The following is a 24,649-nucleotide window of genomic DNA, read 5'->3' on the forward strand; positions in this document are numbered from 1 at the left end:
GCTAATGGCTATTGGAATATGGGCTGTACTTTGTCTCGCAGCAGTTCCCGCTATGGCTGACAGCAAGCCTTTTGTCTGCGTTAACGAAAAGGACCATCTACCCCCTCTGGACCCGCAGGCCGATGCTTGGTATCGCGAAGCGGCGACCCTGGCCAAGCCCGATACCTTGCGTCCGTGGCCTCGTATCGTCGATCTATACAGTAAGGCAGTTGAGCGTGGTCACTGGAAGGCTATGCATAACTTGGCGAGCCTCTATCGTACCGGTTGGCCAGGCGGTGTGGAGAAGGATACTCAGAAAGCTCTAGATCTCTACCAGAAGATGATCGATTTGAAGGTTCCTCAAGGTTTCTACGATATGGCGGCAATGATCGGGAGTCGCGCTGGCGTCAAGAATCCTGCGACTGATGGACTTACTTTTCTCGATAAGGCTGCAAGCTTGGGTAATCCACCAGCATTAACTGAGTTAGGAAGGCTATATATATATGTTGCTGGTCAGGATGAGTTGGGGCTGAAATATACGAACTGTGCTGCAGGCCAGGGCTATGCTCCTGCCAATTACGAACTGGCGATGTACTATCGTTTGGTGGCACATAACTACCCAAAGGCGGCAGGCTATTACCTTCTTGCTGCAAGCCAAGGAAATAATGATGCTGCCTTCTTCATGTCCGGAGTTTTTGATAAGACTAGTCCCGATGTTGACAGAATGTGGTACGCCCCCGATGAGAGGCTACACAAACTATATGATGGTATTTACGACCAACTTTCCGCTGATCCTGATTTGCGTTTTCCCAACTTGATAAAGGACCATCCTCTGCCTCCTCACCCGACCCAGGGCTACGACGCAGATCGGCCCGACTGGAAATCGGGGCAGTGATGCGGCTGATGGCTATTGGACTTTGGGTCGTGCTCTGTCTTGCAGGCGTCCCCGTGATGGCCAACAGCAAATCGTTTGTCTGCGTTAATGAAAAAGACCATCTGCCGCCGTTGGATTCGCAAACCGATGCTTGGTACCGCGAAGCAGCCGCCTTGGCCAAGCCCGATACTCTGCGGCCCTGGGGCCGTATCGTCGAGCTTTACAGTAAGGCAGTGGAGCGCGGCCATTGGAAGGCCATGCATAATTTGGCGAATCTTTATCGTACAGGGTGGCCCGGAGGAGTAGAAAAAGATACGCAGAAGGCATTGGATCTCTATCAAAAGATGATAGATCTGGATGTGCCTCAGGGGTTCTATGATATGGGAGCAATGATTGGAAATCGCGCCGGGGTTAAAAACCCTGCAACTGACGGACTTACTTTCCTTGATAAGGCTGCTAGCCTAGGAAATCCGCCGGCACTAACTGAACTAGGTAAGCTTTATATATATGTGGCCAAAAAAAAGGATTTGGGGTTGGCGTATACTCACTGTGCTGCTAGTCAGGGTTATGCGCCGGCTAGTTATGAGCTGGGGGCGTATTACAAGATAGTAGAGCACAATTTCCCAAAGGCACTGGTTTATTATCAGGTGTCAGTCTCTCAGGGGGGCAAGAGTGCGGCTTTTTTCCTATCACGAGTCTTCGGAAGTGAGACTCCCCCTGCAAGTGCAATGTGGTACGCCCCCGACGAAAAGTTGCGAGAAGCGTATTATTCAATCTACAAAAAGCTTGAAGCTGACCCCGACTTACGTTTCCCCAATCTGATAGAGGACTATCCTCTGCCTCCTCATCCCACCCAGGGCTACGACGCGGACCACCCAGACTGGAAGCCGGAGCGGTAAGTACGCGAGGCGTGGGCCAGAACGACGTCCAAGGTTTCCAGCGGCAGGCCAGGCGGCAAATGCTACATCTGCACGGCCCGCAAACGCTCCTCGGCCTGGCGGGCGAGCATCCGCAGCAGCGGAGCGAGGGTGTGCGGCGGGGTTTCGTCGGCGCGGGTGATGGCGTAGAGGGTGACCGGGAAGGCCGGGCTCAATGGGCGGATCGCGGTGCTGTGCGGGTCGGCGCCGAGGGCGGTGAAGGGATCGACCAGCGCCAGGCCGGCCCCAGCCTCCACCAGGGCGCGGGCGAGGGCGTAGGTCTGCACGGCGATCTTCACCTGCGGCGGTGGCTCCACGGCGCTGAGGTAATCCTCCAGGCGGGCGAACAGCGGGTCGGCGGTGGACAGCCCGATCAGCGCTTCGCCGGCCAGCCCGGCCAGGCTCAGCGGCTGCCGGCGTTCCGCTTCGGGCCAGTGTTCGCGCGGCGCCAGGGCCACCAATACGCCGCTGGCGATGGCTTCGCCGCGCAGGCCGGGGTGTTCCGGCTGCTTCAGGCTCAGGGCCAGGTCCAGTTCGCGCATCAGCAGGCCCTGCACCAGCTCGCGCGAATGCAAGGTGGCCAGTTCGCAGCCGCTCTGCGGATAGCGCGCGCTCCATTCGCCGATCGCCCGCGGCAGCAGCGACAGCGCCAGGGCCGGGGTGGCGCCGATGCGCAGGCTGTGGCCCGGCTGGCGCCGCAGGTTCTGCGCCAGGCGCCGCACGGCCTGCAGGCTATCGCTGAGCTTGGCCACTTCGCGCTCCAGTTCCAGCGCTTCCGGAGTCGCCAGCAGCTTGCCGCGCACTCGCAAGAACAGCGGGAAGCCCAGTTGCTGCTCGGCGTGCTGCAGGACCTTGCTCACCGCCGGTTGGGACACGTGCAGCAACTGTGCGGCGCCGCTGACCGAGCCAGCCTGGCGGATCGCCTGGAACACTTCGATATGGCGGAGCTTCATCGGCGCGAGCCCATAACCTGGATTTATACCCTGGCCATCTTTATTCATTGTCCTACCGCTGTCATCCGCGCCTATCGTCGAAGCCCTGGAAAACACCTGGATAACGATTGTCATGGCTCAGCGGGTTTGCATCATCGGCGCCGGCGTGGTCGGCCTGGCCACGGCCTACGCCCTGGTTCGCGAAGGATTCGACGTGACCCTGGTGGAAGCGCGCGAGCGGGGCGGGCTGGAAACCAGCTACGCCAATGGCGGGCAGTTGTCCTATCGCTACGTGGCGCCATTGGCCGACAGCGGCGTGCCGGCCCAGGCGCTCGGCTGGCTGCTGCGCAACGATGCGCCGTTGCGCCTGCGGCCGCGTCTTGATCCGGCGCAGTGGCGCTGGCTGCTGGGCTTCCTCGCGGCCTGCCGCGGCTCGCTGAACCGCCGCAATGCCGCGCACCTGCTGCGCCTGGCATTGCTCAGCCAGCGCACCCTGCAGGCCTGGCGCGAGGAGGATGGCCTCGATGGCTTCGACTGGCGGCGCAACGGCAAGCTGGTGGCGTTTCGCCAACCGGCCAGCTTTGCGCGGGCCCGCCAGGGCCTGGCCGATCACTCGGTGCAATTCGTCCTGTCCGCCGCCGAGTGCCGCGAGTTGGAGCCGGCCCTGTCCGCCGCGCCCTTCGTCGGCGGCATCCACACGCCGGACGAGGAGGTCGCCGACTGCCATGCCTTCTGCGTGCAACTTGCCGAGCGCCTGCAGGCTTCCGGACATTGCCGGCAACTGCATGGCCGCAGGGTGACGAAGATCGTCGAGGGCGGCGCGGCGGTGCGTGGCGTCGAGGTCGGCGGCGATCTCATCGAGGCCGATCATGTGGTGCTGGCCGCCGGCTACCGCAGCGCCGAATTGATGCTGCCGGGCCTGCGCCTGCCGCTATACCCGCTCAAGGGCTATAGCCTGACCCTGCCGGTCGGCGCGCAGCACCGCGCGCCGGATACCAGCATCACCGATTACGACCGCAAGATCGTCTACGCGCGGATCGGCGAGCGGCTGCGGATCGCCGCGATGGTCGACATCGTCGGCTTCGACCCCGGCCTCGAGCCCGCGCGCCTGGCACTGCTGCGCCAGCAGGCGCGGGACACGTTCCCGCAGGGCGGCGATTTCGACGCTGCCGTCGAATGGGCCGGCATGCGCCCGGCCACGCCCACCGGGGTACCGCTGGTGGGCAACGGCGGCTACCGCAACCTCTGGCTCAACCTCGGCCACGGCGCGCTCGGCTTCACCCTGGCCTGCGGCAGCGGGCGCCTGCTGGCCGAGCAGATCGGCCGCCGCCCGCCGAGCATCGATACCACTGGCCTGCTGCCGCGCGGCGCGCTGGCTGGCTGATCCCCCCTCGACTGGAGCACTCCCATGGAACCGACCCGTATCGCCACCAACGACCGCCTGTCCGCCGCGGTCTGCTTCGACGCCCTGGTATTTCTTTCCGGCCAGGTGCCGGGCCAGGCCGAGGATATCCATGGCCAGACCCGCGAGGTGCTGGCGAAGATCGACGCGCTGCTGGCCGAGGCCGGGTCGCGCAAGGAGCGTATCCTCAGCGCGACCATCTACCTGAAGGACATCGCCCGCGATTTCGCCGCCCTGAACGAGGTCTGGACCCAGTGGTTGCCGACCGGCCAGGCACCCAGCCGGACCACCGTCCAGGCGGAGCTGGCGCATCCGTCGGTGCTGGTGGAGATCACCGTGGTGGCGGCCAGGGGCTGACTTACTTTCCATAGCCATAAGAAAAAAGAGGCAGAACCTCCGATGAAAACCCTTGTATCCAGCACCCTCGCACTCTCCCTGTCGCTCGCCATCGGCGCCGCGCAGGCCGAGGAACTCAGCGGCACCCTGAAGAAGGTTGCCGACAACGGCACGATAACCCTGGGTTATCGCGATGCCTCGGTGCCTTTCTCCTACCTTGGCGATAACAGCGGCCAGCCCATGGGCTATTCGGTGGAACTGGCCGGCAAGGTGGTGGAGCGGCTCAAAAGCACCCTCGGCAAGCCGGAACTCAAGGTGAAGTACAACCTGGTCACTTCGCAGACTCGCATCCCGCTGGTGCAGAACGGCACCGTCGACCTGGAGTGCGGCTCCACCGGGGTCACCGCCGAGCGGCAGAAACAGGTGGCGTTCTCCTACGGCTTCATCTACGTCAAGGGCCAGTTGCTGACCCGCAAGGACAGCGGCATCGCCCACTTCGACGACCTCAAGGGCAAGAACGTGGTGACCACCGCCGGCACCACCAACGAGCGCTACCTGAAGAACTACAACGCCGAACACAAGCTGGGGATGAACGTGGTCAGCGCCAAGGACCACGGCGAAGCCTTCCAGATGCTGCAATCGGGTCGCGCGGTGGCCTTCTACATGGACGATGCGCTGCTCTACGGCGAACGCGCCAAGGCGCGCCAGCCGCACGACTGGGTGGTGGTCGGCGAGCCGCAATCGCGGGAGATCTACAGCTGCATGGTGCGCAAGGACGACCCGCAGTTCCTTGCCCTGGTCAACGAGACCCTGGCCGGGCTGTATCGCTCGGGCGAGATACAGCGCATCTACCAGCGCTGGTTCCAGCAGCCGATCCCGCCCAAGGGGTTGAACCTGGAGTTCCCCATGACCGCGGAGCTGAAGGCGATCCTCGAGAACCCCACCAGCGATCCGGTGCAGTGAGCGTCTAGCGCTGCAGGCCAAGGTGGCGGATCGACGGCGTCGGCGCGTCCAGGCGCGACCAGACGTCGTCGGCCAGTTCGGCCGGATAGAAGGACGGCAGGCCAGGCAGTTCGTCGCGGGCGATCCAGCCGACCTCGCGGATATCGAACTCGTCGCCGCCCAGGCCCTTCAGGTTAGCCAGGGTCGGCTCGCCACGCCAGGCGTCGATGCGGTAGAACAGCTCCATGTGGAAGCGCCCGGCGGCGGGTTCGGCGAATTCGCGCACGTAGACCAGCGGGCCGACGTCCACCCGCAGGCCGGTCTCCTCGAAAAACTCGCGCCGGACGGTATCCTTCGTCGATTCGTCGCATTCCGACTCGAAGCCGCCGCCGGGCGGAATCCAGTAGATGTCGCCGCCGACCTCGTGGCGGACCAGCAGGATGCGTTGCTCCACCACCAGCAGGCCGGCGGCGCGGATACGGTGTCGCAAGGCCTCGGCCATGCTCGCTCTCCCGGCGCCAGGCGCCGTTGCTTGGATTGATGGTTTCCTGTCTACCGGGGCGGACATGAAAGCCGCTCGGTTTTTTTCCCGGCGCCGAAGTATCATGCGCGGCAGAGCAAAGGACGGGCCCCGCTGTCGACGTTTGCGCCGGGGGCCGAACACATCGCCTCGGGAGCGCATCATGCTAGTTCTGTATCCGGAAATTAAACCCTACGCTCGCCACGAGCTGGCCGTCGACGAACCGCATGTGCTGTATGCCGACGAAAGCGGTTCGCCGGACGGACTGCCGGTCGTCTTCGTCCACGGCGGCCCCGGCTCCGGTTGCGATGCCCTGTCGCGTCGCTTCTTCGATCCCAACCTCTACCGTATCGTCACCTTCGACCAGCGCGGTTGCGGCCGTTCCACGCCCCACGCCAGCCTGGAGAAGAACAGCACCTGGGAGCTGGTGGCGGACATGGAGCGCCTGCGCGAGCACCTGGGTATCGAGAAGTGGGTGCTGTTCGGCGGTTCCTGGGGCTCGACCCTGTCGCTGGCCTACGCGCAGACCCATCCCGAGCGGGTCCATGCGCTGATCCTGCGCGGCATCTTCCTCTGCCGTCCGCAGGACATCCACTGGTTCTACCAGGAAGGCGCCAGCCGCCTGTTCCCCGACTATTGGGAAGACTATGTCGCGCCGATCCCGCCGGAAGAGCGCGGCGACCTGCTGGCGGCCTTCCACAAGCGCCTGACCGGTAGCGACCAGATCGCCCAGATGCACGCCGCCAAGGCCTGGTCGACCTGGGAGGGCCGCACCGCCACGCTGCGCCCCAACCCCATGGTGGTGGACCGCTTCACCGAGCCGGGCAGGGCGCTGTCGATCTCGCGCATCGAGAACCACTTCTTCGTCAACCAGGGCTTCCTCAGGCCCAACCAGTTGCTCGAGGACATGCACCGCATCGCCCATCTGCCTGGCGTGATCGTGCATGGCCGCTACGACGCCATCTGTCCGCTGGACAATGCCTGGGCCCTGCACCAGGCCTGGCCGAACAGCGAACTGCAGATCATCCGCGACGCCGGGCACACCGCCAGCGAGCCGGGGATAGTCGATGCGCTGGTGCGCGCCACCAACGAGATCGGCCGGCGACTGCTCGACCTGCCGCCGGAGGCCGAATGAAGGCATTGCTGCAGCGCGTCGGCGCGGCGCGGGTGGAGGTTGGCGGCGAAATCGTCGGCTCCATCGATCGCGGCCTGCTGGTGCTGGTCGGGGTCGAGCCCGAGGATGGCGAGCGTTGCGCGGCGAAGATGCTGCACAAGCTGCTCAACTACAGGGTGTTCGGCGACGACGAGGGCAAGATGAACCGGTCCTTGCTGGACGTGCAGGGCGGCTTGCTGCTGGTCTCGCAATTCACCCTGGCGGCGAACACCCGCAGCGGTCTGCGTCCGAGCTTCTCCAGCGCGGCGCCGCCGGCGCAAGGAGAGACGGTGTTCGAGCACCTGGTGAAACTGGCGCGGGAGGCCTATCCGCAGGTGGCGACCGGGCGTTTCGGCGCCGACATGCAGGTGCACCTGGTCAACGACGGGCCGGTGACCTTCCTGCTGGAGAGTTGATCGGCGTCGAGGGGATTGTCCCCAAGGTGCTTCAAGGAGGGATGGCGGGGCCGGAACGGTGAATTTTTGTGACAGATACATGGCCTTTTGTCACAACCTCGGTGCATCATCCGCACGCCGATTTCATGCTGTACAGGACAGGCCGGCCGGCATCCCGATGCCGGGCGGGGCGTCCTGCAACCCAATGGACGGGAATCATTCCGCCCGGGCAGGGTCGGAACCTCTGGGGTCGCTAGCCGACGAGCGGCATGCCCCCTGGTTTTCCAGGCCCGGTGCACGTAACGCGAATGACTGGAAACAGGCATTCTTTTTGTCAGATCGCGCCAAATCTGGCTATCTATCGGGTTTGGCAGCGAATGTGGCGAAACCATGTTCGACCGGCACTCCGGTGCCGTCGGAGACCCCTGAACGGTCAGGGCGTCTTCAGTAATTCATGTTCACGGACGAGGGGGCCTCGTGATTTTCCGTTCCGTTTCAAACACCGATTTCCGCGCCCGCGTGCGCACCCTGCTGCTTGCCGGCTCGACCGCGCTGGCATTCGTCGCCGCCCCGGTATGGGCGTTCAGCATCGACGACGTGGCGAGCAAGGCCAAGGACCTGGCCGGCGACAAGTATTCCGCGCCGACCAGCAACCTGCCATCGGAATTCAGCGAAATGAAATTCGCCGATTACCAGCAGATCCGTTTCATCAACGAGCGCGCCTACTGGGGCAAGCTGAAGACGCCGTTCAAGCTGAGCTTCTATCACCAGGGTATGCACTTCGACACGCCGGTGAAGATCAACGAGGTGACCGCTACCACGGTCAAGCCGATCAAGTACGATCGCACCAAATTCGATTTCGGATCCCTGAAGTTCGACGAGAATGCCACCAAGGATCTCGGCTATGCCGGTTTCCGCGTGCTCTATCCGATCAACAAGGCCGACAAGCAGGACGAGATCGCCACCTTCCTTGGCGCGAGCTACTTCCGCGTGGTCGGCAAGGGCCAGGTCTACGGTCTGTCGGCGCGCGGCCTGGCGATCGATACCGCGCTGCCTTCGGGCGAAGAGTTCCCGCGCTTCCGCGAATTCTGGATCGAGCGGCCGAAGGCGCAGGACAAGCAACTGGTGATCTACGCCCTGCTCGACTCGCCGCGGGCCACCGGCGCCTACCGCTTCGTGCTGCGTCCGGGCAAGGATGCGGTGATGGATGTCCAGGCCCGCGTGTTCCTCCGCGACAAGGTCAGCAAACTGGGCCTGGCGCCGCTGACCAGCATGTACCTGTTCGGCTCCAACCAGCCGTCCGAGCAGCACAACTTCCGGCCCGAGCTGCATGACTCCAGCGGTCTGCAGATCCATGCCGGCAACGGCGAGTGGCTGTGGCGTCCGCTGAACAATCCGAAGCACCTGTCGGTGAGCACCTTCAGCGTCGAGAACCCGAAAGGCTTCGGCCTGCTCCAGCGCGGCCGCGAGTTCTCCCGCTACGAAGACCTGGACGACCGCTACGACCTGCGTCCGAGCGCCTGGATCGAGCCGAAGGGCGACTGGGGCAAGGGCACCGTGGAACTGGTGGAAATCCCGACCCCGGACGAAACCAACGACAATATCGTCGCGTTCTGGAACCCCGAGACCCAGCCTGAGGTCGGAAAGCCGCTGGACTTCGCCTACCGCCTGCACTGGACCATGAATGAAGACGAGTTGCACGACCCGAAATCCTCCTGGGTCAAGCAGACCATGCGCTCGGTCGGCGACGTGAAGCAGAAGAACCTGATCCGCCAGCAGGACGGCAGCACCGCCCTGGTCGTCGACTTCGAAGGGCCGGCCCTGAAGGACCTGGCGCCGGACGCGCCGGTGACCACCCAGGTCAGCACCGACAGCAACGCCGAGGTGGTGGAGAACAGCCTGCGTTACAACCCGGTCCTGAAAGGCTGGCGCCTGACGCTGCGGATCAAGGTCAAGGATCCGAAGAAGCCGGTGGAAATGCGCGCGGCGCTGGTCGACGAGGCGCAGAAGCCACTGAGCGAAACCTGGAGCTATCAGCTGCCTGCCGATGAATAACCCATCCACTACGAAAGCACCGCTGGCCGACTACCTCGCTCATCTTCCCCTGGCGGAAGAGGAGCGGGAGCGGCTTGGCGAGTCCGCTTCCTTCTCCGAGCTGCACGCTCGCCTGGCGGGAGCGGAAGGCGCCGCTGCCGATGCCGGGGGCGATCCCGCCCTGGCCTCGGTACGCGCCCGCCTGCAGCTGGGCACCCCTGAGCTGGACGACGCCGAGATGTTCGGCGTCGACGCCCAGGGTCGCACCTTCCTCAAGATTTCCCCGCCGATCCGCCGTACCAAGGTGATTCCCGAGCCCTGGCGCACCAACATCCTGGTGCGCGGCTGGCGTCGGCTGACCGGACGCAGCAACCCGCCCAAGCCCAAGCGTGCCCTGCCGCGGGCCCGCTGGCAGCGGGTCGGCTCGCTGCGCCGGTTCATCCTGCTGTTGTTGATGCTGGCGCAGACCTCGGTCGCCACCTACTACATGAAAGGCATCCTGCCCTACCAGGGCTGGGCCTTCGTCGACCTGGAGGAACTGGCCCAGCAGAGCCTGCTGGATACCGTCCAGCAGGTGCTGCCCTATGTCATCCAGTTCGGCATCCTGGCGCTCTTCGCGATCCTCTTCTGCTGGGTCTCGGCCGGCTTCTGGACCGCGCTGATGGGCTTCTGGGAGCTGCTCACCGGGCGCGACCGCTACCGGATCTCCGGCAGCAGCGCCGGCAGCGAGCCGATCGCCGCCGACGCCCGCACGGCGATCGTCATGCCGATCTGCAACGAAGACGTGCCGCGGGTATTCGCCGGCCTGCGGGCGACCGTCGAGTCGATGGCCGCCACCGGCGAGATGGAACGCTTCGACTTCTTCGTCCTCAGCGACACCAACGACCCGGATATCGCCGTCGCCGAGCAGCAGGCCTGGCTCGAGCTGTGCCGCGAGACCAAGGGCTTCGGCAAGATCTTCTACCGTCGCCGCCGGCGCCGGGTGAAGCGCAAGAGCGGCAACATCGACGACTTCTGCCGGCGCTGGGGCGGCGACTACCGCTACATGGTGGTGATGGACGCCGACAGCGTGATGAGCGGCGACTGCCTGGCCAAGCTGGTGCGCCTGATGGAGGCCAATCCTGAGGCGGGGATCATCCAGACCGCGCCGAAGGCGTCCGGCATGGACACCCTGTATGCGCGCATGCAGCAGTTCGCCACCCGCGTCTACGGCCCGCTGTTCACCGCCGGCCTGCACTTCTGGCAACTCGGCGAGTCGCACTACTGGGGCCACAACGCGATCATCCGCATGCAGCCCTTCATCGACCACTGCGCCCTGGCGCCGTTGCCGGGCAAGGGCTCGTTCGCCGGCGCGATCCTGTCCCACGACTTCGTCGAGGCTGCGCTGATGCGCCGTGCCGGCTGGGGCGTGTGGATCGCCTACGACCTCGACGGCAGCTACGAAGAACTGCCGCCGAACCTGCTCGACGAACTCAAGCGCGACCGCCGCTGGTGCCACGGCAACCTGATGAACTTCCGCCTGTTCCTGGTCAAGGGCATGCACCCGGTGCACCGCGCGGTGTTCCTCACCGGGGTCATGTCCTACCTGTCGGCGCCGTTGTGGTTCTTCTTCCTGGTGCTTTCCACCGCGCTGCTGGCGGTGCACCAACTGATGGAGCCGCAGTACTTCCTGGAACCGCGGCAGTTGTTCCCGATCTGGCCGCAGTGGCATCCGGAGAAGGCCATCGCGTTGTTCTCCACCACCCTGACCCTGTTGTTCCTGCCCAAGCTGCTCAGCGTAATGCTGATCTGGGCCAAGGGCGCCAAGGGTTTCGGCGGGGTGATCCGGGTGACCCTGAGCATGCTCCTGGAGATGTTCTTCTCGGTGCTGCTGGCGCCGGTGCGCATGCTCTTCCACACCCGCTTCGTGCTGGCCGCCTTCCTCGGCTGGTCGGTGCAGTGGAACTCGCCGCAGCGCGACGACGACGCCACGCCCTGGAGCGAGGCGATCCGCCGGCACGGCATGCAGACCCTGCTGGGTATCGCCTGGACCCTGCTGGTGGCCTGGCTCAACCCGCGCTTCCTGTGGTGGCTGTCGCCGATCGTCGGTTCGCTGATCCTGTCTATCCCGGTATCGGTGATCTCCAGCCGGGTGAAGCTGGGCCTGCGCGCCCGCGATGAAAAGCTGTTCCTGATCCCGGAGGAGTACGACACGCCGCGCGAGCTGCGCGCCACCGACGAGTACACCTACGAGAACCGCTGGCATGCGCTCAAGGATGGCTTCCTCAAGGCCGCCGTCGATCCGTTGCTCAACGCCCTGGCCTGCGCCATGGGCACGGCTCGCCACAACCGTGCGCAAGCCATCGAGACGGTGCGCGGCGAGCGTATCGGCAAGGCCATCGAGACGGGCCCGGAACAGCTCGACGGCGCCACGCGCCTGGCCCTGTTGAGTGACCCGGTAGCACTTTCGCGCCTGCATACGCGGGTCTGGGAAGAGGACCGCGACGACTGGCTCGGCCGCTGGCGCAAGGCCGAGGCGGACGACCCCCACGCCGCCAGCGTACCGCTGGCCCAGGTAGTGCCCGGCGACGCCGGCCTGCTGCCCGCCGCCCAGTCCTGATCCCATGCCCCCGGCGGAACGCCGCCGGGGGCATGGTCTGTTTCTTGCCTGTTTTCCCCGTGCGGCGCTGCTGTTACCCTGCGCCGGCAATCCAGAAAGTCTCGTATCGTTCGCCAGCTGAGGTACTATCGGCCGCCTTTTGCGCAGCCGGTCATGGCCTGCTGCCCGCCCGGGACGGCGACACGACGAGAGCATCCGTTCGACGACTGTGTTTCTAAGACTGCTGGGGATTGGGGAATGAAAAAGTATCTTGCTTCATTGGTTCTGGGCGTCTGCGCCCTGGTGGGCGTGGCTTCGGTCCAGGCGGCCGGCGCGGTGGAGGACGCGGTCAAGCGCGGCACCCTGCGGGTCGGCATGGACCCGACCTACATGCCGTTCGAGATGACCAACAAGCGCGGCCAGATCATCGGCTTCGAAGTCGACCTGCTCAAGGCCATGGCCAAGTCCATGGGCGTCAAGCTGGAGCTGGTCTCCACCAGCTACGACGGCATCATCCCGGCGCTGCTGACCGACAAGTTCGACATGATCGGCTCGGGCATGACCCTGACCCAGGAGCGCAACCTGCGCCTGAACTTCTCCGAGCCCTTCATCGTGGTCGGCCAGACCCTGCTGGTGCGCAAGGAGCTGGAAGGCAAGATCAAGTCCTACAAGGACCTGAACGATCCGCAGTACAGCATCACCTCGAAGATCGGCACCACCGGTGAGATCGTTGCCCGCAAGCTGATCAGCAAGGCCAAGTACCACGGCTTCGACAACGAGCCGGAAGCGGTGATGGACGTGGTCAACGGCAAGGCCGACGCCTTCATCTACGACTCGCCCTACAACGTGGTGGCGGTGAGCAAGTTCGGCGCCGGCAAGCTGGTCTACCTCGACCAGCCGTTCACCTACGAGCCGCTGGCGTTCGGCCTGAAGAAAGGCGACTACGACAGCATCAACTTCATCAACAACTTCCTCCATCAGATCCGCGAAGACGGCACCTATCAGCGCATCCACGACAAGTGGTTCAAGAACACCGAGTGGCTGAAGGAAATGGAATGAACCGCTGACGGCCCCCGCGAAGGGGGCCGTCGTACCTGCGCATTCCATCGTTCGAGAGAGTTTCCGTGACCAAGAAGAAACGTTCCGTCTGGCCCTGGCACCTGCTGACCGGGCTGATCCTGCTGGTCCTGGCCTGGGCGCTGTGGTTCTCCACCTCGCTGATTTCCTATGAATGGCGCTGGAACCGCGTTCCGCAGTACTTCGCCTACCAGGCCGAGGAGCCGTTGCGGGCCAACGAGATCGGCCGGGTCGAGGCTATCGAGGAACAGGGCAGGGACGCGCGCGTCACGCTGCTTGGCGAGAGCGGCGAGAAGCAGGTCGTGACCGTCGCCCAGGACAGCCTGCAATTCTCCGAAGGCGACGACGTGGCCGAGGGCGACGCGGTCGGGGTGACCCGCCACTGGGCCGCCGGCCCACTGCTCTGGGGCCTGTGGACCACCCTCTGGCTATCGCTGGTGTCCGGTGCCATCGGCTTGGCGATCGGCCTGGTTGCCGGCCTCTGCCGGCTGTCGAAGAACCCGACCCTGCACGACCTGTCGACGATCTACGTCGAGCTGGTGCGCGGCACGCCGTTGCTGGTGCAGATATTCATCTTCTACTTCTTCATCGGCACCGTGCTCAACCTGTCCCGCGAGTTCGCCGGGGTCGCGGCGCTGGCGCTGTTCACCGGCGCCTACGTGGCCGAGATCATCCGGGCCGGCGTGCAGTCCATCGCCCGCGGACAGAACGAGGCCGCCCGCTCCCTGGGCCTGAACGCCGGCCAGTCGATGCGCTACGTGATCCTGCCGCAGGCCTTCAAGCGCGTGCTGCCGCCGCTGGCCGGGCAGTTCATCAGCCTGGTCAAGGACACCTCGCTGGTCTCGGTGATCGCCATCACCGAACTGACCAAGAGCGGCCGCGAGGCGATCACCACCTCGTTCTCCACCTTCGAGATCTGGTTCTGCGTCGCCGCGCTGTACCTGCTGTTGAACCTGCCCCTTTCGCACATGGCATCCCGACTGGAGCGGAGGCTCGGACAAAGTGATTGAAGTACGCAACCTGCTGAAGGTCTTCGATACCCGCGGCCAGGTAGTGCGCGCGGTGGACGACGTGAGTACCCGCGTGGCCAGGGGCGAGGTGCTGGTGGTGATCGGTCCGTCCGGTTCCGGCAAGTCGACCTTCCTGCGCTGCCTGAACGGCCTGGAGGAGTTCGACGAAGGCTCGGTGAGCATCGACGGCGTCGACCTGGCCGACCCGAGGACCGACATCAATGCCTACCGCCGCGAAGTCGGCATGGTGTTCCAGCATTTCAACCTGTTCCCGCACATGACCGTGCTCGAGAACCTCTGCCTGGCCCAGCGCGTGGTGCGCAAACGCGGCAAGGCCGAGCGCGAGGCCAAGGCGCGGGCGCTGCTGGCCAAGGTCGGTATCGGGCAGAAGGCCGACGAATATCCCTCGCGCCTGTCCGGCGGCCAGCAGCAGCGCGTGGCGATCGCTCGCGCGTTGTGCATGGACCCCAAGGTGATGCTGTTCGACGAACCGACCTCGGCGCTCGATCCGGAGATGGTCGGCGAAGTCCTCGACGTCATGAAGACCCTGGCCGTGGAAGGCATGACCATGGTCTGCGTGACCCACGAGATGGGCTTTGCCCGCGAAGTGGCCGACCGCGTGCTGTTCTTCGACCACGGCAAGCTGCTGGAGGACGCGCCGCCGGCGCAGTTCTTCGACAATCCGCAGGACCCGCGGGCCCAGGCCTTCCTCCGCCAGGTCCTCTAGTACCGCGCTAGGCGAACGGCTTGCCCGGCGGCGGCAGGAGCGACGTCGGACTCTGCCGCGCGGCCGGCTGGATATCGTTGTCCTCCAGCCAGTCCAGCGCCCATTCGCGCAGGCGCTCGTTCTGGTAGCGGTACCAGTCCTGCAACAGTTCCGGGTACTCCATCAGAGAGTGCTTGAAGGCCTTGAACGGCTTGCGGCTCTGCAGCGCGTTGGCGAGCGTCGCATAGGCGTGCGGCTCTTCCACCTCGCGGAGGAAATCCTGCATCAGTCCCAGCGACTGGGTGGTGCTCAGCGGGTCGATCAGCAGCAGGCGTTCCGGCTCGTTTTCCAGCAATGCGTCCAGTTCGGGATCGGGCGCCTCGGCGGAGATCAGCAGCACCTTGCCGCTGTGCAGGTCGAGGTAGTGGTCGATTCCCGGGGTATCCAGGGCGAAGGCCAGTTCGTCGATATCGATGGTCATCGGGCGCATGGCGTCATCTCCCAAAAGGCGAAAGCCTGATCCTACGCAAAGGTGCCCCTCCTGTCCGCTTTCGATGGACGGGAGGGGCTGCCGATGCAAGGAGGATCCTCTCGGGATGTTACAGGCGGAAGCGTCCCACCTGCGCCTGCAACTGCGTGCCCAGGCGCGCCAGCTCGCCGCTGGAGGCGGCGGTCTGCTCGCTGGCGGCGGCCGACTGCTCGGCGACGTCGCGTACGCTGAGGACGCTGCGGTTGATCTCCTCGGCCACCGTGCTCTGTTGCTCCGCGGCAGTGGCGATCTGCAGGTTCATGTTCTGGATGTCGGAGACGGTACGGGTGATGCTGTCCAGCGCGGCGCCGGCGCGGCGCGCCAGTTCCACCGTGCTGGCGGTCAGCGAGCGGCTGTTCTCCAGGCGTTCGGCGGCTTCACCGGCGCCCTGCTGGAGACGCTGGATCAGGCCCTCGATCTCGGCGGTGGACTGCTGGGTGCGCTTGGCGAGGCCGCGGACCTCGTCGGCGACCACCGCGAAGCCGCGTCCGGCGTCGCCGGCGCGTGCCGCTTCGATGGCGGCGTTGAGCGCCAGCAGGTTGGTTTGCTCGGCCACCGACTTGATCACGTCGAGGACGCTGCCGATCTGCTCGCTGTCGTTCTTCAGGCGCGCCATGGCTTCGCTGGAAACGTCCATTTCGGTAGCCAGGCGCTCGATGCGGGTCACCGCCTGGTCGACCACCGCGTCGCCCTGGCGCGCCTCTTCATCGGCCTGGCGAGCGGCCTGGGAGGCCAGCTCGGCGTTGCGCGCGACGTCCTGCACGGTGGCGGCCATCTCGTGCATGGCGGTGGCGACCTGGTCGGTCTCCACTTTCTGGCTGTTGACCCCGGCGCGGGTCTGCTCGGTGACCGCCGAGAGTTCCTCGGCGGAGCTGGCCAACTGGCTGACGCCGTCGCCGATCCGCCCGACCAGCTCGCGCAGGCTGTCACCCATGCGCTGCATGACTCGCTGCAACTGGCCCAGTTCGTCGCGGCGCTGGAGGGTCAGGGGATTCTGCGGACGCTTGCCGAGGTCGCCGGCGGCGATGGCCTCGGCCTGCGCGAGGGCTTCGTCCAGCGGCCGGACGATCTGCCGGTTGATCGCCCAGCCGGCGACGCAGCCGAAGGCCAGGGCCAGCGCGGCGATCAGCCAGAGGCTGGTGCGGTCGCGGCTGGCGGTGCTCTCGCGCAATTGGCGACCGGCTTCGGTGAGGGTCCGGCCGGCCCGGGCCATATCCTGGGTGCTGCTTTGCATCGCTTGCTGCGCCTGGCGCGTGCGGACGACGCCGGCACGGAACTGCTCGATGCCGCCACGATAGCCCTGGAGGCTGCGCATGGCCTGTTCCAGCGCCGCATCGGCCTCGCCGGGCAATTGGCCTCGCAGCGTCGTGCCGGCCTGGCGGAGGGCGTCGAACGCGGCGAACGCGGCCTGCTCGGCCTTGTCGCTGCGCTCGAAGACGTAGCCGCGCACCTGGTAACGCACCATGAGCAACTGTTGGTGCAGGTCGGCCACCGCACGGCTGCGTTGCAACGCCTGCGGGTCGCCGGCCTGCTGCGCGAGGCTGGCGTCCATCAGTTCCTCGAGGCGGGCGAAGCTGTCCAGCGCCTGCTGTGCAGTGCCCACCAGCACACCACGGGCGGCGCTGCGTTGCTGATCGGCTGCGGCGAGGTCGTCGAAGGCCTTGCGGTAGGCTTCGATGGCTTCGGCCTGGTGGGCCAGGGCGGCCGGGTCAAGCTCGCTGTGGCGCAGCGCCTGCAGGCGCTGGAGCATCCCGGCCAGGGTCTGGCGGACCTGCTCGGCCTGGCGCGGGTCGCTGCCGGCTTCGAATGCCAGGCGGCCTTGTTCGGCTTGCTGGGCCTGTTCCATCAGGCTGGCGACTTCGGCGAGCTGCTCGCTGAGGGCGGTCTGGTGCGTGAGGGTGCGGTTGCTGCTGATCACCACCAGCAGAAGCAGCGCGAGGAGGACACCGAAACCGACCATCAGCTTGCGGCTGACGCTCAGCTTGGCCAGTTGGAGAACCCACCAATCGTACATCGTCATTACTCCAGGCAGTGCGACACCCTGGGTTGACAGCCCCATGGCGTGGCGGAACAGGTAATGGCTCAGCGTCGTCGCGTCCGGCGTGCGGGCGCGGAGGGCCGGTACGTGGCCGGCGGGCGAGGTCTTATGGTTGTCGTGCGGAGCCCTGCGCGACAGAGGATGTCGGCCGGGCGGGGAAAACCTTCAGTCTTTTACCGGAGTTTTTTCAGAACAACCGCGCAAGCAGGGCGCTGACCGCGGTTTCCACGCGCAGGATGCGTTCGCCGAGCTGCACCGGATGCAGTCCGGCTTCGCGCAGCTTGTCGACCTCGTAGGGAATCCAGCCGCCTTCCGGGCCGATCGCCAGGGTCACCGGCTTCTCCACCGCGCGCGGACAGGCCGGCCAGGGACCGGGATGGCCGACCAGGCCGAGGCTGCCGGCGGCCAGGGCCGGCAGGCGGTCTTCGACGAAGGGTTTGAAGCGCTTCTCGACGATGATTTCCGGCAGCACCGTATCGCGGGCCTGCTCCAGGCCGAGGACCAGGTTCTCGCGGATCGCCGCCGGGTCGAGGAACGGGGTCTGCCAGAAGCTCTTTTCCACGCGGTAGCTGTTCAGCAGCACCAGCTTCGGTACGCCCATCGCGGCGATGGTCTGCAACACCCGGCGGAGCATCTTCGGTCGCGGCAAGGCCAGCAGCAGGGTGATCGGCAACTTGGCCGGCGGCGGCTGGTCGAAGCGCACCTCCAGGGTCGCCTCGCTGGCGTCGAGCTTCAGCAGGCGGCCTTCGCCCATCCAGCCGCCGAGGCGGCCGACCCGCAGGGTGTCGCCGTTCTCGGCGCGGTGCACTTCGTGCAGGTGCTTGAGGCGGCGATCGTGCAGGACCGCACGATCCGCCGACACGAAGTCGGCGTCGTCGAGGAGCAGCAGGTTCACTGGCGGGTGGCCGGAGGCTGGTCGCCGTCGCTGGCCGGTTGGTCGTCCGGATGCTCGCCGCGCTTGCGTACCAGGCGGCCGAACAGCAGGCCGATCTCGAACAGCAGCCACATCGGCACCGCGAGCATGGTCTGGGAGAAGATGTCCGGCGGGGTCAGGACCATACCGACCACGAAGCAGCCGATGATCACGTACGGGCGGATCTTCTTCAGGTACTCGACGTCGACCACCCCGATCCAGATCAGCAGCACCGTGGCCACCGGGATCTCGAAGGCGACGCCGAAGGCGAAGAACAGGGTCAGGACGAAGTCCAGGTAGCTGTTGATGTCCGTCATCATCGCCACGCCCTCGGGCGTCACGCTGGCGAAGAAGTGGAAGATCATCGGGAACACCAGGAAGTAGGCGAAGGCCATCCCGGCGTAGAACAGGATGATGCTGGACACCAGCAGCGGCAGCGCCACGCGCTTCTCGTGCTTGTACAGGCCGGGCGCGATGAAGCCCCAGACCTGCGCGAGGATCACCGGCATGGCGAGGAACAGCGCCACCACCATGGTCAGCTTGAACGGCGCGAGGAACGGCGAGGCGACGTCGGTGGCGATCATGCTGGTGCCTTCCGGAAGGAAGCGGCGCAACGGCTCGGAGACCAGGGTGTAGATCTTCTGCGAGAAGTAGAACAGGCCGGCGAAGATCAGGAAGATCGCCGCCACGCTGCGCAGCAGGCGCGCACGCAGTTCGGTCAGGTGCGAGACCAGGGGCATTTCCTGGTCGTGCTCGGGCTGCTCGGGTTTATCGGCGCTCATGGATTACGCGGCGTCTCGGACGGTGGCGAAGGGGGAGTGGAGGTAGCGACTGCCGGCGGTGCCGCGGCGTCCGCGGGCGTGCTGGTCGGCGGCGGCGTGGGTACGCTCGGCGCCGGGTTCTCGGCCGCCGGCGGCGGGGTTTCCTGCGGGGGATTCTGGCCGGTCAGCGGGGCCAGCAGCTTCTGCGCTTCGCGCTCCATCGAGAGGATGTGCTCGTTGTGCAGTTGCCGGCGGATCTCGTCCGCACCGATTTCCCGTTCCACTTCCTGCTTGATGGTATTGAAACTGCGCTTCAGGCGGCCGATCCACAGGCCGGCGGTACGTGCGGCGCCCGGCAGGCGCTCGGGGCCGAGCACCAGCAGGGCGACCAGCCCGACCAGCAACAGTTCGCTGAAGCTGATTCCGAACATCGATGGCTACCCGTCAGTCCTTGCGCGCCGGCTCTTCGACCTTCTGCGCCTGGGCGTCGATGGTGTGCGGCTGGTTCAGCGGTTGGGCCGGCTGGGCGGCGGGCTGGTCCTTCTTGTCGTCTTCCTCGGTGTTCACCGCCTTGCGGAAGCCCTTGATCGCTTCGCCGACGTCGGAACCGAGGTTCTTCAGGCGCTTGGTGCCGAACACCAGTACCACGACGATCAGGATGACGATCCAGTGTTTCCAGTCAAAAATGCCCATGTCGTATTCCTCGCAATGTGTAGGTTCAGGCCGATGGTTGGCGGGCGGCTTTCTCGGCGTGGCCGGAAAGGCCGAAGCGGCGCTCCAGTTCGTCCAGCACGGCTTGCGGATGCTGGCCGAGGGCCGAGAGCATCACCAGCGAGTGGAACCAGAGGTCGGCGGTTTCGTAGATCAGGTCCTGGCAGTCGCCGCTGGCCGCGGCATCCTTGGCGGCGATGATGGCTTCCACCGACTCCTCGCCGACCTTCTCCAGGATCTTGTTCAGGCCCTTGTGGTACAGGCTGGCCACGTAGGAGCTGTCGGGCGCGGCGTTCTTGCGCTCCTCGAGCACCGCCGCCAGGCGGGTCAGGGTGTCAGTCATGGTGGTGTCCTGCGTGTTCGTAGATAGCGTCCGGGTCCTTCAGCACCGGATCGACGGTCTTCCAGGCGCCGTTCTCGAAGACGCGGTAGAAACAGCTTTCCCGGCCGGTATGGCAGGCGATCCCGCCGACCTGCTCGACCATCAGGATGACCACGTCGGCGTCGCAGTCCAGGCGCAGTTCGTGCAGCTTCTGCACATGCCCGGACTCCTCGCCCTTGCGCCACAGCTTGCCACGCGAACGCGACCAATAGATTGCACGGTTCTCGCTGGCGGTCAGGGCCAGCGCCTCGCGGTTCATCCAGGCCATCATCAGCACGCGCCCGGTCTCGTGATCCTGGGCGATCGCCGGGACCAGGCCGTCGGCGTTCCAGTGAATCTCATCCAGCCAGTCTTTCATGGTCTTTCCACGTTCGTTGCCGGTACGTTGCGTGCGTTTCCGGCGGAAATGGGAGTAGTGTGCCAGCCGGGAGCGCGACTGGCTATCGGCGCGGGCCTAGTGGCCGTGCGCGGCGCTAGCGGCGCAGGATCAGGAACACCCCGCCGGCCAGCATCACCCACGCCGGCCAGGCTTCCAGCTGCTGACCCAGGCCGACCTCGGCGGCGCCGACCAGCAGCACCGCGCCCACCAGGCGCCCGAGCCAGTCGTGGCGGGAACCTTTCCACTCCGGCGGCGGCGCATTGTGGGCGTGCGGTTGTGACAGGCGTTCGAGGGTGTCGCGGGCCATTTGCGACAGGTGCGGCACCTGCTCGACCTGTTGCTGGAAATTGCGCAGCAACTGCTTCGGGCTGACCCGTTCGCGCATCCAGCGCTCCAGGAACGGCTGTGCGGTGGCCCACAGGTCGAGTTCCGGGTAGAGCTGGCGGCCGAGGCCTTCGATGTTCAGCAGGGTCTTCTGCAGCAACACCAGTTGCGGCTGGATCTCCATGTTGAAACGGCGCGCGGTCTGGAACAGGCGCAGCAGGACCTGGCCGAAGGAGATGTCCTTCAGCGGCTTCTCGAAGATCGGTTCGCAGACGGTACGGATCGCCGCCTCGAAGTCGTTGACCTTGGTTTCCGCCGGGACCCAGCCGGAGTCGATATGCAGTTGGGCGACCTTGCGGTAGTCACGCTTGAAGAAGGCGATCAGGTTGCGCGCCAGGTAGTCCTGGTCCTCGTCGGTCAGGCTGCCGACGATGCCGCAGTCCACCGCGATGTATTGCGGGCTCCAGGGCGCGCGGGTGCTGACGAAGATGTTGCCGGGGTGCATGTCGGCATGGAAAAAGCTGTCGCGGAACACCTGGGTGAAGAAGATCTCCACGCCGCGCTCGGCCAGTGCCTTGAAGTCGGTGCGTTGGTCGCGCAGGGTTTCCAGGTCGGTCACCGGGATGCCGTAGATGCGCTCCATCACCAGCACCTTGGGCCGGCACCAGTCCCAGTAGACCTGTGGCACGTAGAGCAGCGGCGAGCCTTCGAAGTTGCGCCGCAGCTGCGAGGCGTTGGCTGCCTCGCGGAGCAGGTCGAGTTCGTCGACGATGGTTTTCTCGTAGTCGCTGACCACTTCCACCGGGTGCAGGCGCCGCGCCTCGCTGGAGACCCGCTCGGCGAGGCGGGCGAGGATGAACAGCCAGGCGATGTCGGAGCGGATCACCGGTTCCAGGTTCGGCCGGATCACCTTCACCACCACTTCCTCGCCGCTCTTCAGGCGCGCGGCGTGGACCTGGGCCACCGAGGCAGAGGCCAGCGGTTCGCGTTCGAAGCGGGCGAAGACCTGTTCGATCTTCGCGCCCAGTTGTTCCTCGATGCGCTTGACCGCCAGCTCCGGCGGGAAGGGCGGCACCTTGTCCTGCAGCCAGGCCAGTTCGTTGGCGATGTCGTCGGGCAGCAGGTCGCGGCGGGTGGAGAGAATCTGGCCGAACTTGATGAAGATCGGTCCGAGGTCCTGCAGCGCCAGGCGCAGGCGCGCGCCGCGGGTCAGTTCCAGCTTGCGCCGCGGCAGCCAGCGCCAGGGCAGGGTGGCACCGAGCAGGCGCAGCCACCAGGGCAGCATCGGCAGTTCGAGGATCAGGTCGTCCAGGCGGTAGCGGATGACGACGCGCTGGATGCGCAGGAGGCGGCGGAAAGCGAGGAGCTTCATGCGTCGGGCTTGGTCTTTTGGCTGAGGCGTCCGACGCGCGCGTCGAGACGATCGAGGGCCAGCTTCAGCTGGTCCAGTTCGGCGAAGCGGGCTTCGGCTTCGTGCTGGCCGACCAGCGTGCGGCTTTCCTCGGCAAGGTAGTCGGCCAGGTTCAGGCGCAGGCTGTGCAGGCTCTGCGCGCTCCAGCGCGAAGCGTCGCGCAGGCCGCTGCCGAGCACCTGGGTGGCGAGCGGGCCGAGCCAGCGCGACAGTTCGTACTCCCAGTCCAGCTCCAGGCTTTGCAGGATGCCGGCCAGTTCCAGCAGGGCCGCGCTGTCGCCGTCCATGCTGACTTCCGGGCTGTGCAGGACGCGGGTCTTGTCGCGCGCCAGGGCCAGGTGCAGGAGGTTGCCGGCCGGCGCACGCAAGGTGCAGTCGACCTCCGCCTCATGCTGCGCGGCGAAGTGCAGGCCGTCGCCGGCGGGCAGGATGAAGACCCGCAGCGGCGGGCTCAAGCAGTCGACCTCGATGACCTTGGTGGAAAGCCTGCGCAGGCGCGGCAGCGCTGTCCCGTCGAGGCGCAGGACGCGATTGATGCCGGTTTCGGCGGCGGCCAGCACGGCCTGGATCAGCAGCGAGCTCATCGGCGCGCCCCCGGTTAAGGCTTGATACCGCGGTGCAGGGCGACGATGCCGCCGGTCATGTTGTGGTAGGTCACGCGGTCGAAGCCGGCTTCCACCATCATCGCCTTCAGGGTTTCCTGGTCGGGGTGCATGCGGATCGACTCGGCCAGGTAGCGATAGCTCTCGGAGTCGTTGGTGACCAGCTTGCCCATCAGCGGCAGCAGGCTGAACGAATAGGCGTCGTAGGCCTTGGACAGCAGGTTGCTGCTCGGCTTGGAGAACTCCAGCACCAGCAGGCGGCCACCGGGCTTGAGCACGCGTAGCATGGAGCGGATCGCTTCGTCCTTGTGGGTGACATTGCGCAAGCCGAAGGCGATGGTCACGCAGTCGAAGTGGTTGTCCGGGAAGGGCAGCTTCTCGGCGTCCGCCTGGACGAAGCTGACGTTGCCGGAGACGCCCTTGTCGAGCAGCTTGTCGCGGCCGACCTTGAGCATCGAGGCGTTGATGTCGGCCAGCACCACCTCGCCGGTCGGGCCGACCAGGCGTGAGAACTGCCGGGTCAGGTCGCCGGTGCCGCCGGCGATGTCGAGCACGCGGTTCCCGCTGCGCACGCCGGACAGCTCGATGGTGAAGCGCTTCCACAGGCGATGGATGCCGCCGGACATCAGGTCGTTCATCAGGTCGTACTTGGCCGCCACCGAGTGGAAGACCTCGGCGACCTTCTTCGCCTTCTGGCTTTCCGGAACGTTCTGGTAGCCGAAGTGGGTGGTGGGTTCGGCGTCGGCGCCTTTGCGGGGATCGTTCATGACGTTCTCACCTGGAAAGAATGCCGGGCATTCTAACAGGATGTGGGGAAAGTGCTGTGCCGCCGTCCGACGGCGCGGGTGCGGTGTTTTGTCTGGCCGCGTATAGTTTTCCGATCTGCAATCAGGAGTCGATCCATGTCGCGTATCCACATCGAACGTCCGCACAGCCTGGGGCTGGACGCCGCACGGGCCAAGGCGGAGAAACTGGCCGAACGTCTGGCGGAGGAGCACGGCGTGCAGTGCGAATGGCAGGGCGACGAGCTGACCTTCAAGCGCAGCGGCGTCGACGGCAGGATCGCGGTGGGGGCGGACAAGGTCGCGGTGGACGTCAAGCTCGGCCTGATGCTGTCGGCCATGAGCGGCCTGCTCAAGGGCGAGATCGAGAAGGCGTTGGACAAGGCGCTGGCCTGATCCTGCCGGGCGTTCGCCGTCCTGGCGGCGCCCATCTTCCGCTTAGTATGCGGTTTCTAATTTTCCCCGATACCTTGCTCTCACGCTGCCAGCGTTCCGGCGGCGCCTGCGGTTTCTTCAACCCAACGAGCGTGAGGTGCCCCATGGCCAAGATTGCCCTGAAGAAAAAGACCGTTTCCGAATCCACTTCCCTGGTCTCCGAGATCCGCCACTATGCCCGCCAGATCTGGCTTGCCGGCCTGGGTGCGTATTCCCGCCTGGGCACCGAAGGCAGCGACTACTTCAAGGAATTGGTGAAAGCTGGCGAAGCCCTGGAGAAAAAAGGCAAATCGCTGGTCACAAGTCAGGTCGATTCGGCCAATGACAGTGTCAAGACCGGCCTCTCTTCGGTGAAGGGAAAAGTCGAAGACCAGCTCGACAGGATCGAGCAGGCATTCGACAGCCGTGTCGCTAGCACGTTGAACCGGATAGGCATACCTTCCCGGAACGATGTCGAAGCACTCTCTGCTAAGCTGGATGAGCTGAGCGCAGTGCTCGAGCGTGTCGCGAGAACCCAATAAGGAGAG

At 65.5% G+C, this 24,649-nt stretch carries 27 protein-coding genes; 14 read left to right on the top strand and 13 right to left on the bottom strand.

Features of this window, described 5'->3' with window-relative positions; genetic code table 11:
* Positions 1 to 4 precede the first annotated feature (4 nt).
* Together FOC67_RS28510 and FOC67_RS28515 are read left to right on the top strand one after the other, a co-directional pair.
* Positions 5 to 874 carry a tetratricopeptide repeat protein gene (locus FOC67_RS28510; RefSeq protein ID WP_078452215.1) on the top strand — a complete coding sequence of 290 codons (870 nt, stop codon included), beginning with the start codon at positions 5 to 7 and terminating at the stop codon, positions 872 to 874.
* A gap of 8 nt (positions 875 to 882) precedes the next feature.
* Positions 883 to 1,752, top strand: a complete 870-nt coding sequence (locus FOC67_RS28515; protein WP_078452315.1) for a tetratricopeptide repeat protein — start codon at positions 883 to 885, stop codon at positions 1,750 to 1,752.
* 62 nt (positions 1,753 to 1,814) lie between these two features.
* Here the strand turns inward: FOC67_RS28515 and FOC67_RS28520 are convergent, their stop codons facing one another.
* A complete protein-coding gene (locus FOC67_RS28520; protein ID WP_003095930.1) occupies positions 1,815 to 2,771 on the bottom strand; it encodes a LysR family transcriptional regulator in 957 nt (318 codons plus the stop codon).
* Between the two features lie 64 nt (positions 2,772 to 2,835).
* On the opposite strand from FOC67_RS28520, the gene FOC67_RS28525 reads away from it, so the two are divergent.
* From FOC67_RS28525 to FOC67_RS28535, 3 genes are read left to right on the top strand one after another with little or no spacing between them, the layout of a single operon-like run.
* Entirely contained in the window at positions 2,836 to 4,086 is a 1,251-nt protein-coding gene (locus tag FOC67_RS28525; RefSeq protein WP_009314406.1) for a D-amino acid dehydrogenase, read from the top strand.
* A gap of 24 nt (positions 4,087 to 4,110) precedes the next feature.
* A complete protein-coding gene (locus tag FOC67_RS28530) occupies positions 4,111 to 4,461 on the top strand; it encodes a RidA family protein (protein ID WP_009314405.1) in 351 nt (116 codons plus the stop codon).
* Between the two features lie 42 nt (positions 4,462 to 4,503).
* Positions 4,504 to 5,403, top strand: coding sequence for a transporter substrate-binding domain-containing protein (locus FOC67_RS28535; RefSeq protein ID WP_009314404.1), 900 nt, complete (start codon positions 4,504 to 4,506; stop codon positions 5,401 to 5,403).
* A gap of 4 nt (positions 5,404 to 5,407) precedes the next feature.
* Here FOC67_RS28535 and FOC67_RS28540 read toward each other — a convergent pair whose 3' ends face one another.
* Complete coding sequence (locus FOC67_RS28540) at positions 5,408 to 5,884, bottom strand: NUDIX hydrolase (RefSeq protein WP_003095920.1); 477 nt, start codon at positions 5,882 to 5,884, stop codon at positions 5,408 to 5,410.
* Positions 5,885 to 6,065: 181 nt separating this feature from the next.
* On the opposite strand from FOC67_RS28540, the gene pip reads away from it, so the two are divergent.
* The 7 genes from pip to FOC67_RS28575 all read left to right on the top strand — a co-directional run bounded on the left by pip (position 6,066) and on the right by FOC67_RS28575 (position 14,876).
* A complete protein-coding gene (gene pip / locus FOC67_RS28545; protein ID WP_003095918.1) occupies positions 6,066 to 7,037 on the top strand; it encodes a prolyl aminopeptidase in 972 nt (323 codons plus the stop codon).
* Entirely contained in the window at positions 7,034 to 7,471 is a 438-nt protein-coding gene (gene dtd, locus FOC67_RS28550; protein WP_003095916.1) for a D-aminoacyl-tRNA deacylase, read from the top strand. Before pip ends, dtd begins: the two co-directional genes overlap by 4 nt.
* Before the next feature lie 456 nt (positions 7,472 to 7,927).
* Positions 7,928 to 9,505, top strand: coding sequence for a glucan biosynthesis protein G (locus FOC67_RS28555; RefSeq protein WP_009314403.1), 1,578 nt, complete (start codon positions 7,928 to 7,930; stop codon positions 9,503 to 9,505).
* Positions 9,498 to 12,083 (top strand): glucans biosynthesis glucosyltransferase MdoH, encoded by a 2,586-nt coding sequence (mdoH, locus tag FOC67_RS28560; protein WP_009314402.1) that lies wholly within the window; start codon positions 9,498 to 9,500, stop codon positions 12,081 to 12,083. The genes FOC67_RS28555 and mdoH overlap by 8 nt, the downstream gene beginning before the upstream one ends.
* 237 nt (positions 12,084 to 12,320) lie before the next feature.
* Complete coding sequence (locus FOC67_RS28565; protein ID WP_003095910.1) at positions 12,321 to 13,121, top strand: transporter substrate-binding domain-containing protein; 801 nt, start codon at positions 12,321 to 12,323, stop codon at positions 13,119 to 13,121.
* A 65-nt stretch (positions 13,122 to 13,186) separates the two neighbouring features.
* A complete protein-coding gene (locus FOC67_RS28570) occupies positions 13,187 to 14,149 on the top strand; it encodes an amino acid ABC transporter permease (protein WP_003103450.1) in 963 nt (320 codons plus the stop codon).
* Positions 14,142 to 14,876 (top strand): amino acid ABC transporter ATP-binding protein, encoded by a 735-nt coding sequence (locus tag FOC67_RS28575; protein WP_003095906.1) that lies wholly within the window; start codon positions 14,142 to 14,144, stop codon positions 14,874 to 14,876. Before FOC67_RS28570 ends, FOC67_RS28575 begins: the two co-directional genes overlap by 8 nt.
* 7 nt (positions 14,877 to 14,883) lie before the next feature.
* On the opposite strand, the gene FOC67_RS28580 is transcribed toward FOC67_RS28575, so the two are convergent.
* The 11 genes from FOC67_RS28580 to ubiE form a co-directional block, all read right to left on the bottom strand.
* Positions 14,884 to 15,345 carry a UPF0158 family protein gene (locus FOC67_RS28580; RefSeq protein ID WP_003135810.1) on the bottom strand — a complete coding sequence of 154 codons (462 nt, stop codon included), beginning with the start codon at positions 15,343 to 15,345 and terminating at the stop codon, positions 14,884 to 14,886.
* Between the two features lie 109 nt (positions 15,346 to 15,454).
* The gene (locus FOC67_RS28585; protein ID WP_009314401.1) at positions 15,455 to 17,398 is read right to left on the bottom strand and encodes a methyl-accepting chemotaxis protein; all 1,944 of its coding nucleotides are present in this window, start codon (positions 17,396 to 17,398) and stop codon (positions 15,455 to 15,457) included.
* Positions 17,399 to 17,609: 211 nt separating this feature from the next.
* Positions 17,610 to 18,317 (bottom strand): 16S rRNA (uracil(1498)-N(3))-methyltransferase, encoded by a 708-nt coding sequence (locus tag FOC67_RS28590; protein ID WP_003095898.1) that lies wholly within the window; start codon positions 18,315 to 18,317, stop codon positions 17,610 to 17,612.
* Entirely contained in the window at positions 18,314 to 19,117 is an 804-nt protein-coding gene (gene tatC, locus FOC67_RS28595; protein ID WP_009314400.1) for a twin-arginine translocase subunit TatC, read from the bottom strand. The genes FOC67_RS28590 and tatC overlap by 4 nt, the downstream gene beginning before the upstream one ends.
* The gene (gene tatB / locus FOC67_RS28600) at positions 19,114 to 19,527 is read right to left on the bottom strand and encodes a Sec-independent protein translocase protein TatB (RefSeq protein WP_003095895.1); all 414 of its coding nucleotides are present in this window, start codon (positions 19,525 to 19,527) and stop codon (positions 19,114 to 19,116) included. Before tatB ends, tatC begins: the two co-directional genes overlap by 4 nt.
* A 13-nt stretch (positions 19,528 to 19,540) precedes the next feature.
* Complete coding sequence (locus FOC67_RS28605; RefSeq protein ID WP_003095893.1) at positions 19,541 to 19,789, bottom strand: twin-arginine translocase TatA/TatE family subunit; 249 nt, start codon at positions 19,787 to 19,789, stop codon at positions 19,541 to 19,543.
* A gap of 25 nt (positions 19,790 to 19,814) precedes the next feature.
* Positions 19,815 to 20,150, bottom strand: coding sequence for a phosphoribosyl-ATP diphosphatase (locus tag FOC67_RS28610; protein WP_003110868.1), 336 nt, complete (start codon positions 20,148 to 20,150; stop codon positions 19,815 to 19,817).
* Positions 20,143 to 20,547 carry a phosphoribosyl-AMP cyclohydrolase gene (gene hisI / locus FOC67_RS28615; protein ID WP_003110867.1) on the bottom strand — a complete coding sequence of 135 codons (405 nt, stop codon included), beginning with the start codon at positions 20,545 to 20,547 and terminating at the stop codon, positions 20,143 to 20,145. Before hisI ends, FOC67_RS28610 begins: the two co-directional genes overlap by 8 nt.
* A gap of 115 nt (positions 20,548 to 20,662) precedes the next feature.
* Complete coding sequence (ubiB, locus tag FOC67_RS28620) at positions 20,663 to 22,264, bottom strand: ubiquinone biosynthesis regulatory protein kinase UbiB (protein ID WP_003116128.1); 1,602 nt, start codon at positions 22,262 to 22,264, stop codon at positions 20,663 to 20,665.
* Positions 22,261 to 22,887, bottom strand: coding sequence for an SCP2 domain-containing protein (locus tag FOC67_RS28625; protein ID WP_003110866.1), 627 nt, complete (start codon positions 22,885 to 22,887; stop codon positions 22,261 to 22,263). The genes ubiB and FOC67_RS28625 overlap by 4 nt, the downstream gene beginning before the upstream one ends.
* 14 nt (positions 22,888 to 22,901) lie before the next feature.
* Positions 22,902 to 23,672: a bifunctional demethylmenaquinone methyltransferase/2-methoxy-6-polyprenyl-1,4-benzoquinol methylase UbiE gene (gene ubiE, locus FOC67_RS28630; RefSeq protein ID WP_003103462.1), complete on the bottom strand. Its 771-nt coding sequence runs from the start codon at positions 23,670 to 23,672 to the stop codon at positions 22,902 to 22,904.
* Positions 23,673 to 23,807: 135 nt separating this feature from the next.
* Between ubiE and FOC67_RS28635 the strand changes: the two genes are divergently transcribed.
* Positions 23,808 to 24,083, top strand: a complete 276-nt coding sequence (locus tag FOC67_RS28635) for a polyhydroxyalkanoic acid system family protein (protein WP_009314399.1) — start codon at positions 23,808 to 23,810, stop codon at positions 24,081 to 24,083.
* A gap of 143 nt (positions 24,084 to 24,226) precedes the next feature.
* A complete protein-coding gene (locus FOC67_RS28640; protein ID WP_003103463.1) occupies positions 24,227 to 24,643 on the top strand; it encodes a phasin family protein in 417 nt (138 codons plus the stop codon).
* Positions 24,644 to 24,649: the final 6 nt, after the last annotated feature.

Source organism: Pseudomonas sp. FDAARGOS_761, from assembly GCF_013343155.1.
GTDB lineage: Bacteria > Pseudomonadota > Gammaproteobacteria > Pseudomonadales > Pseudomonadaceae > Pseudomonas > Pseudomonas aeruginosa.

What these genes read in the sequence shown, in the direction of transcription:
- FOC67_RS28610 (WP_003110868.1), bottom strand. Translation starts at nt 20,150, where the DNA reads ATGACTGACACCCTGACCCGCCTGGCGGCGGTGCTCGAGGAGCGCAAG.
- FOC67_RS28565 (WP_003095910.1), top strand. Translation starts at nt 12,321, where the DNA reads ATGAAAAAGTATCTTGCTTCATTGGTTCTGGGCGTCTGCGCCCTGGTG.
- FOC67_RS28540 (WP_003095920.1), bottom strand. Translation starts at nt 5,884, where the DNA reads ATGGCCGAGGCCTTGCGACACCGTATCCGCGCCGCCGGCCTGCTGGTG.
- ubiB (WP_003116128.1), bottom strand. Translation starts at nt 22,264, where the DNA reads ATGAAGCTCCTCGCTTTCCGCCGCCTCCTGCGCATCCAGCGCGTCGTC.
- hisI (WP_003110867.1), bottom strand. Translation starts at nt 20,547, where the DNA reads ATGAAAGACTGGCTGGATGAGATTCACTGGAACGCCGACGGCCTGGTC.
- FOC67_RS28625 (WP_003110866.1), bottom strand. Translation starts at nt 22,887, where the DNA reads ATGAGCTCGCTGCTGATCCAGGCCGTGCTGGCCGCCGCCGAAACCGGC.
- tatB (WP_003095895.1), bottom strand. Translation starts at nt 19,527, where the DNA reads ATGTTCGGAATCAGCTTCAGCGAACTGTTGCTGGTCGGGCTGGTCGCC.
- FOC67_RS28640 (WP_003103463.1), top strand. Translation starts at nt 24,227, where the DNA reads ATGGCCAAGATTGCCCTGAAGAAAAAGACCGTTTCCGAATCCACTTCC.
- FOC67_RS28525 (WP_009314406.1), top strand. Translation starts at nt 2,836, where the DNA reads ATGGCTCAGCGGGTTTGCATCATCGGCGCCGGCGTGGTCGGCCTGGCC.
- FOC67_RS28530 (WP_009314405.1), top strand. Translation starts at nt 4,111, where the DNA reads ATGGAACCGACCCGTATCGCCACCAACGACCGCCTGTCCGCCGCGGTC.
- FOC67_RS28535 (WP_009314404.1), top strand. Translation starts at nt 4,504, where the DNA reads ATGAAAACCCTTGTATCCAGCACCCTCGCACTCTCCCTGTCGCTCGCC.
- FOC67_RS28580 (WP_003135810.1), bottom strand. Translation starts at nt 15,345, where the DNA reads ATGCGCCCGATGACCATCGATATCGACGAACTGGCCTTCGCCCTGGAT.
- ubiE (WP_003103462.1), bottom strand. Translation starts at nt 23,672, where the DNA reads ATGAACGATCCCCGCAAAGGCGCCGACGCCGAACCCACCACCCACTTC.
- tatC (WP_009314400.1), bottom strand. Translation starts at nt 19,117, where the DNA reads ATGAGCGCCGATAAACCCGAGCAGCCCGAGCACGACCAGGAAATGCCC.
- FOC67_RS28605 (WP_003095893.1), bottom strand. Translation starts at nt 19,789, where the DNA reads ATGGGCATTTTTGACTGGAAACACTGGATCGTCATCCTGATCGTCGTG.
- FOC67_RS28515 (WP_078452315.1), top strand. Translation starts at nt 883, where the DNA reads ATGGCTATTGGACTTTGGGTCGTGCTCTGTCTTGCAGGCGTCCCCGTG.
- FOC67_RS28520 (WP_003095930.1), bottom strand. Translation starts at nt 2,771, where the DNA reads ATGAATAAAGATGGCCAGGGTATAAATCCAGGTTATGGGCTCGCGCCG.
- FOC67_RS28635 (WP_009314399.1), top strand. Translation starts at nt 23,808, where the DNA reads ATGTCGCGTATCCACATCGAACGTCCGCACAGCCTGGGGCTGGACGCC.
- FOC67_RS28585 (WP_009314401.1), bottom strand. Translation starts at nt 17,398, where the DNA reads ATGTACGATTGGTGGGTTCTCCAACTGGCCAAGCTGAGCGTCAGCCGC.
- FOC67_RS28510 (WP_078452215.1), top strand. Translation starts at nt 5, where the DNA reads ATGGCTATTGGAATATGGGCTGTACTTTGTCTCGCAGCAGTTCCCGCT.
- mdoH (WP_009314402.1), top strand. Translation starts at nt 9,498, where the DNA reads ATGAATAACCCATCCACTACGAAAGCACCGCTGGCCGACTACCTCGCT.
- dtd (WP_003095916.1), top strand. Translation starts at nt 7,034, where the DNA reads ATGAAGGCATTGCTGCAGCGCGTCGGCGCGGCGCGGGTGGAGGTTGGC.
- pip (WP_003095918.1), top strand. Translation starts at nt 6,066, where the DNA reads ATGCTAGTTCTGTATCCGGAAATTAAACCCTACGCTCGCCACGAGCTG.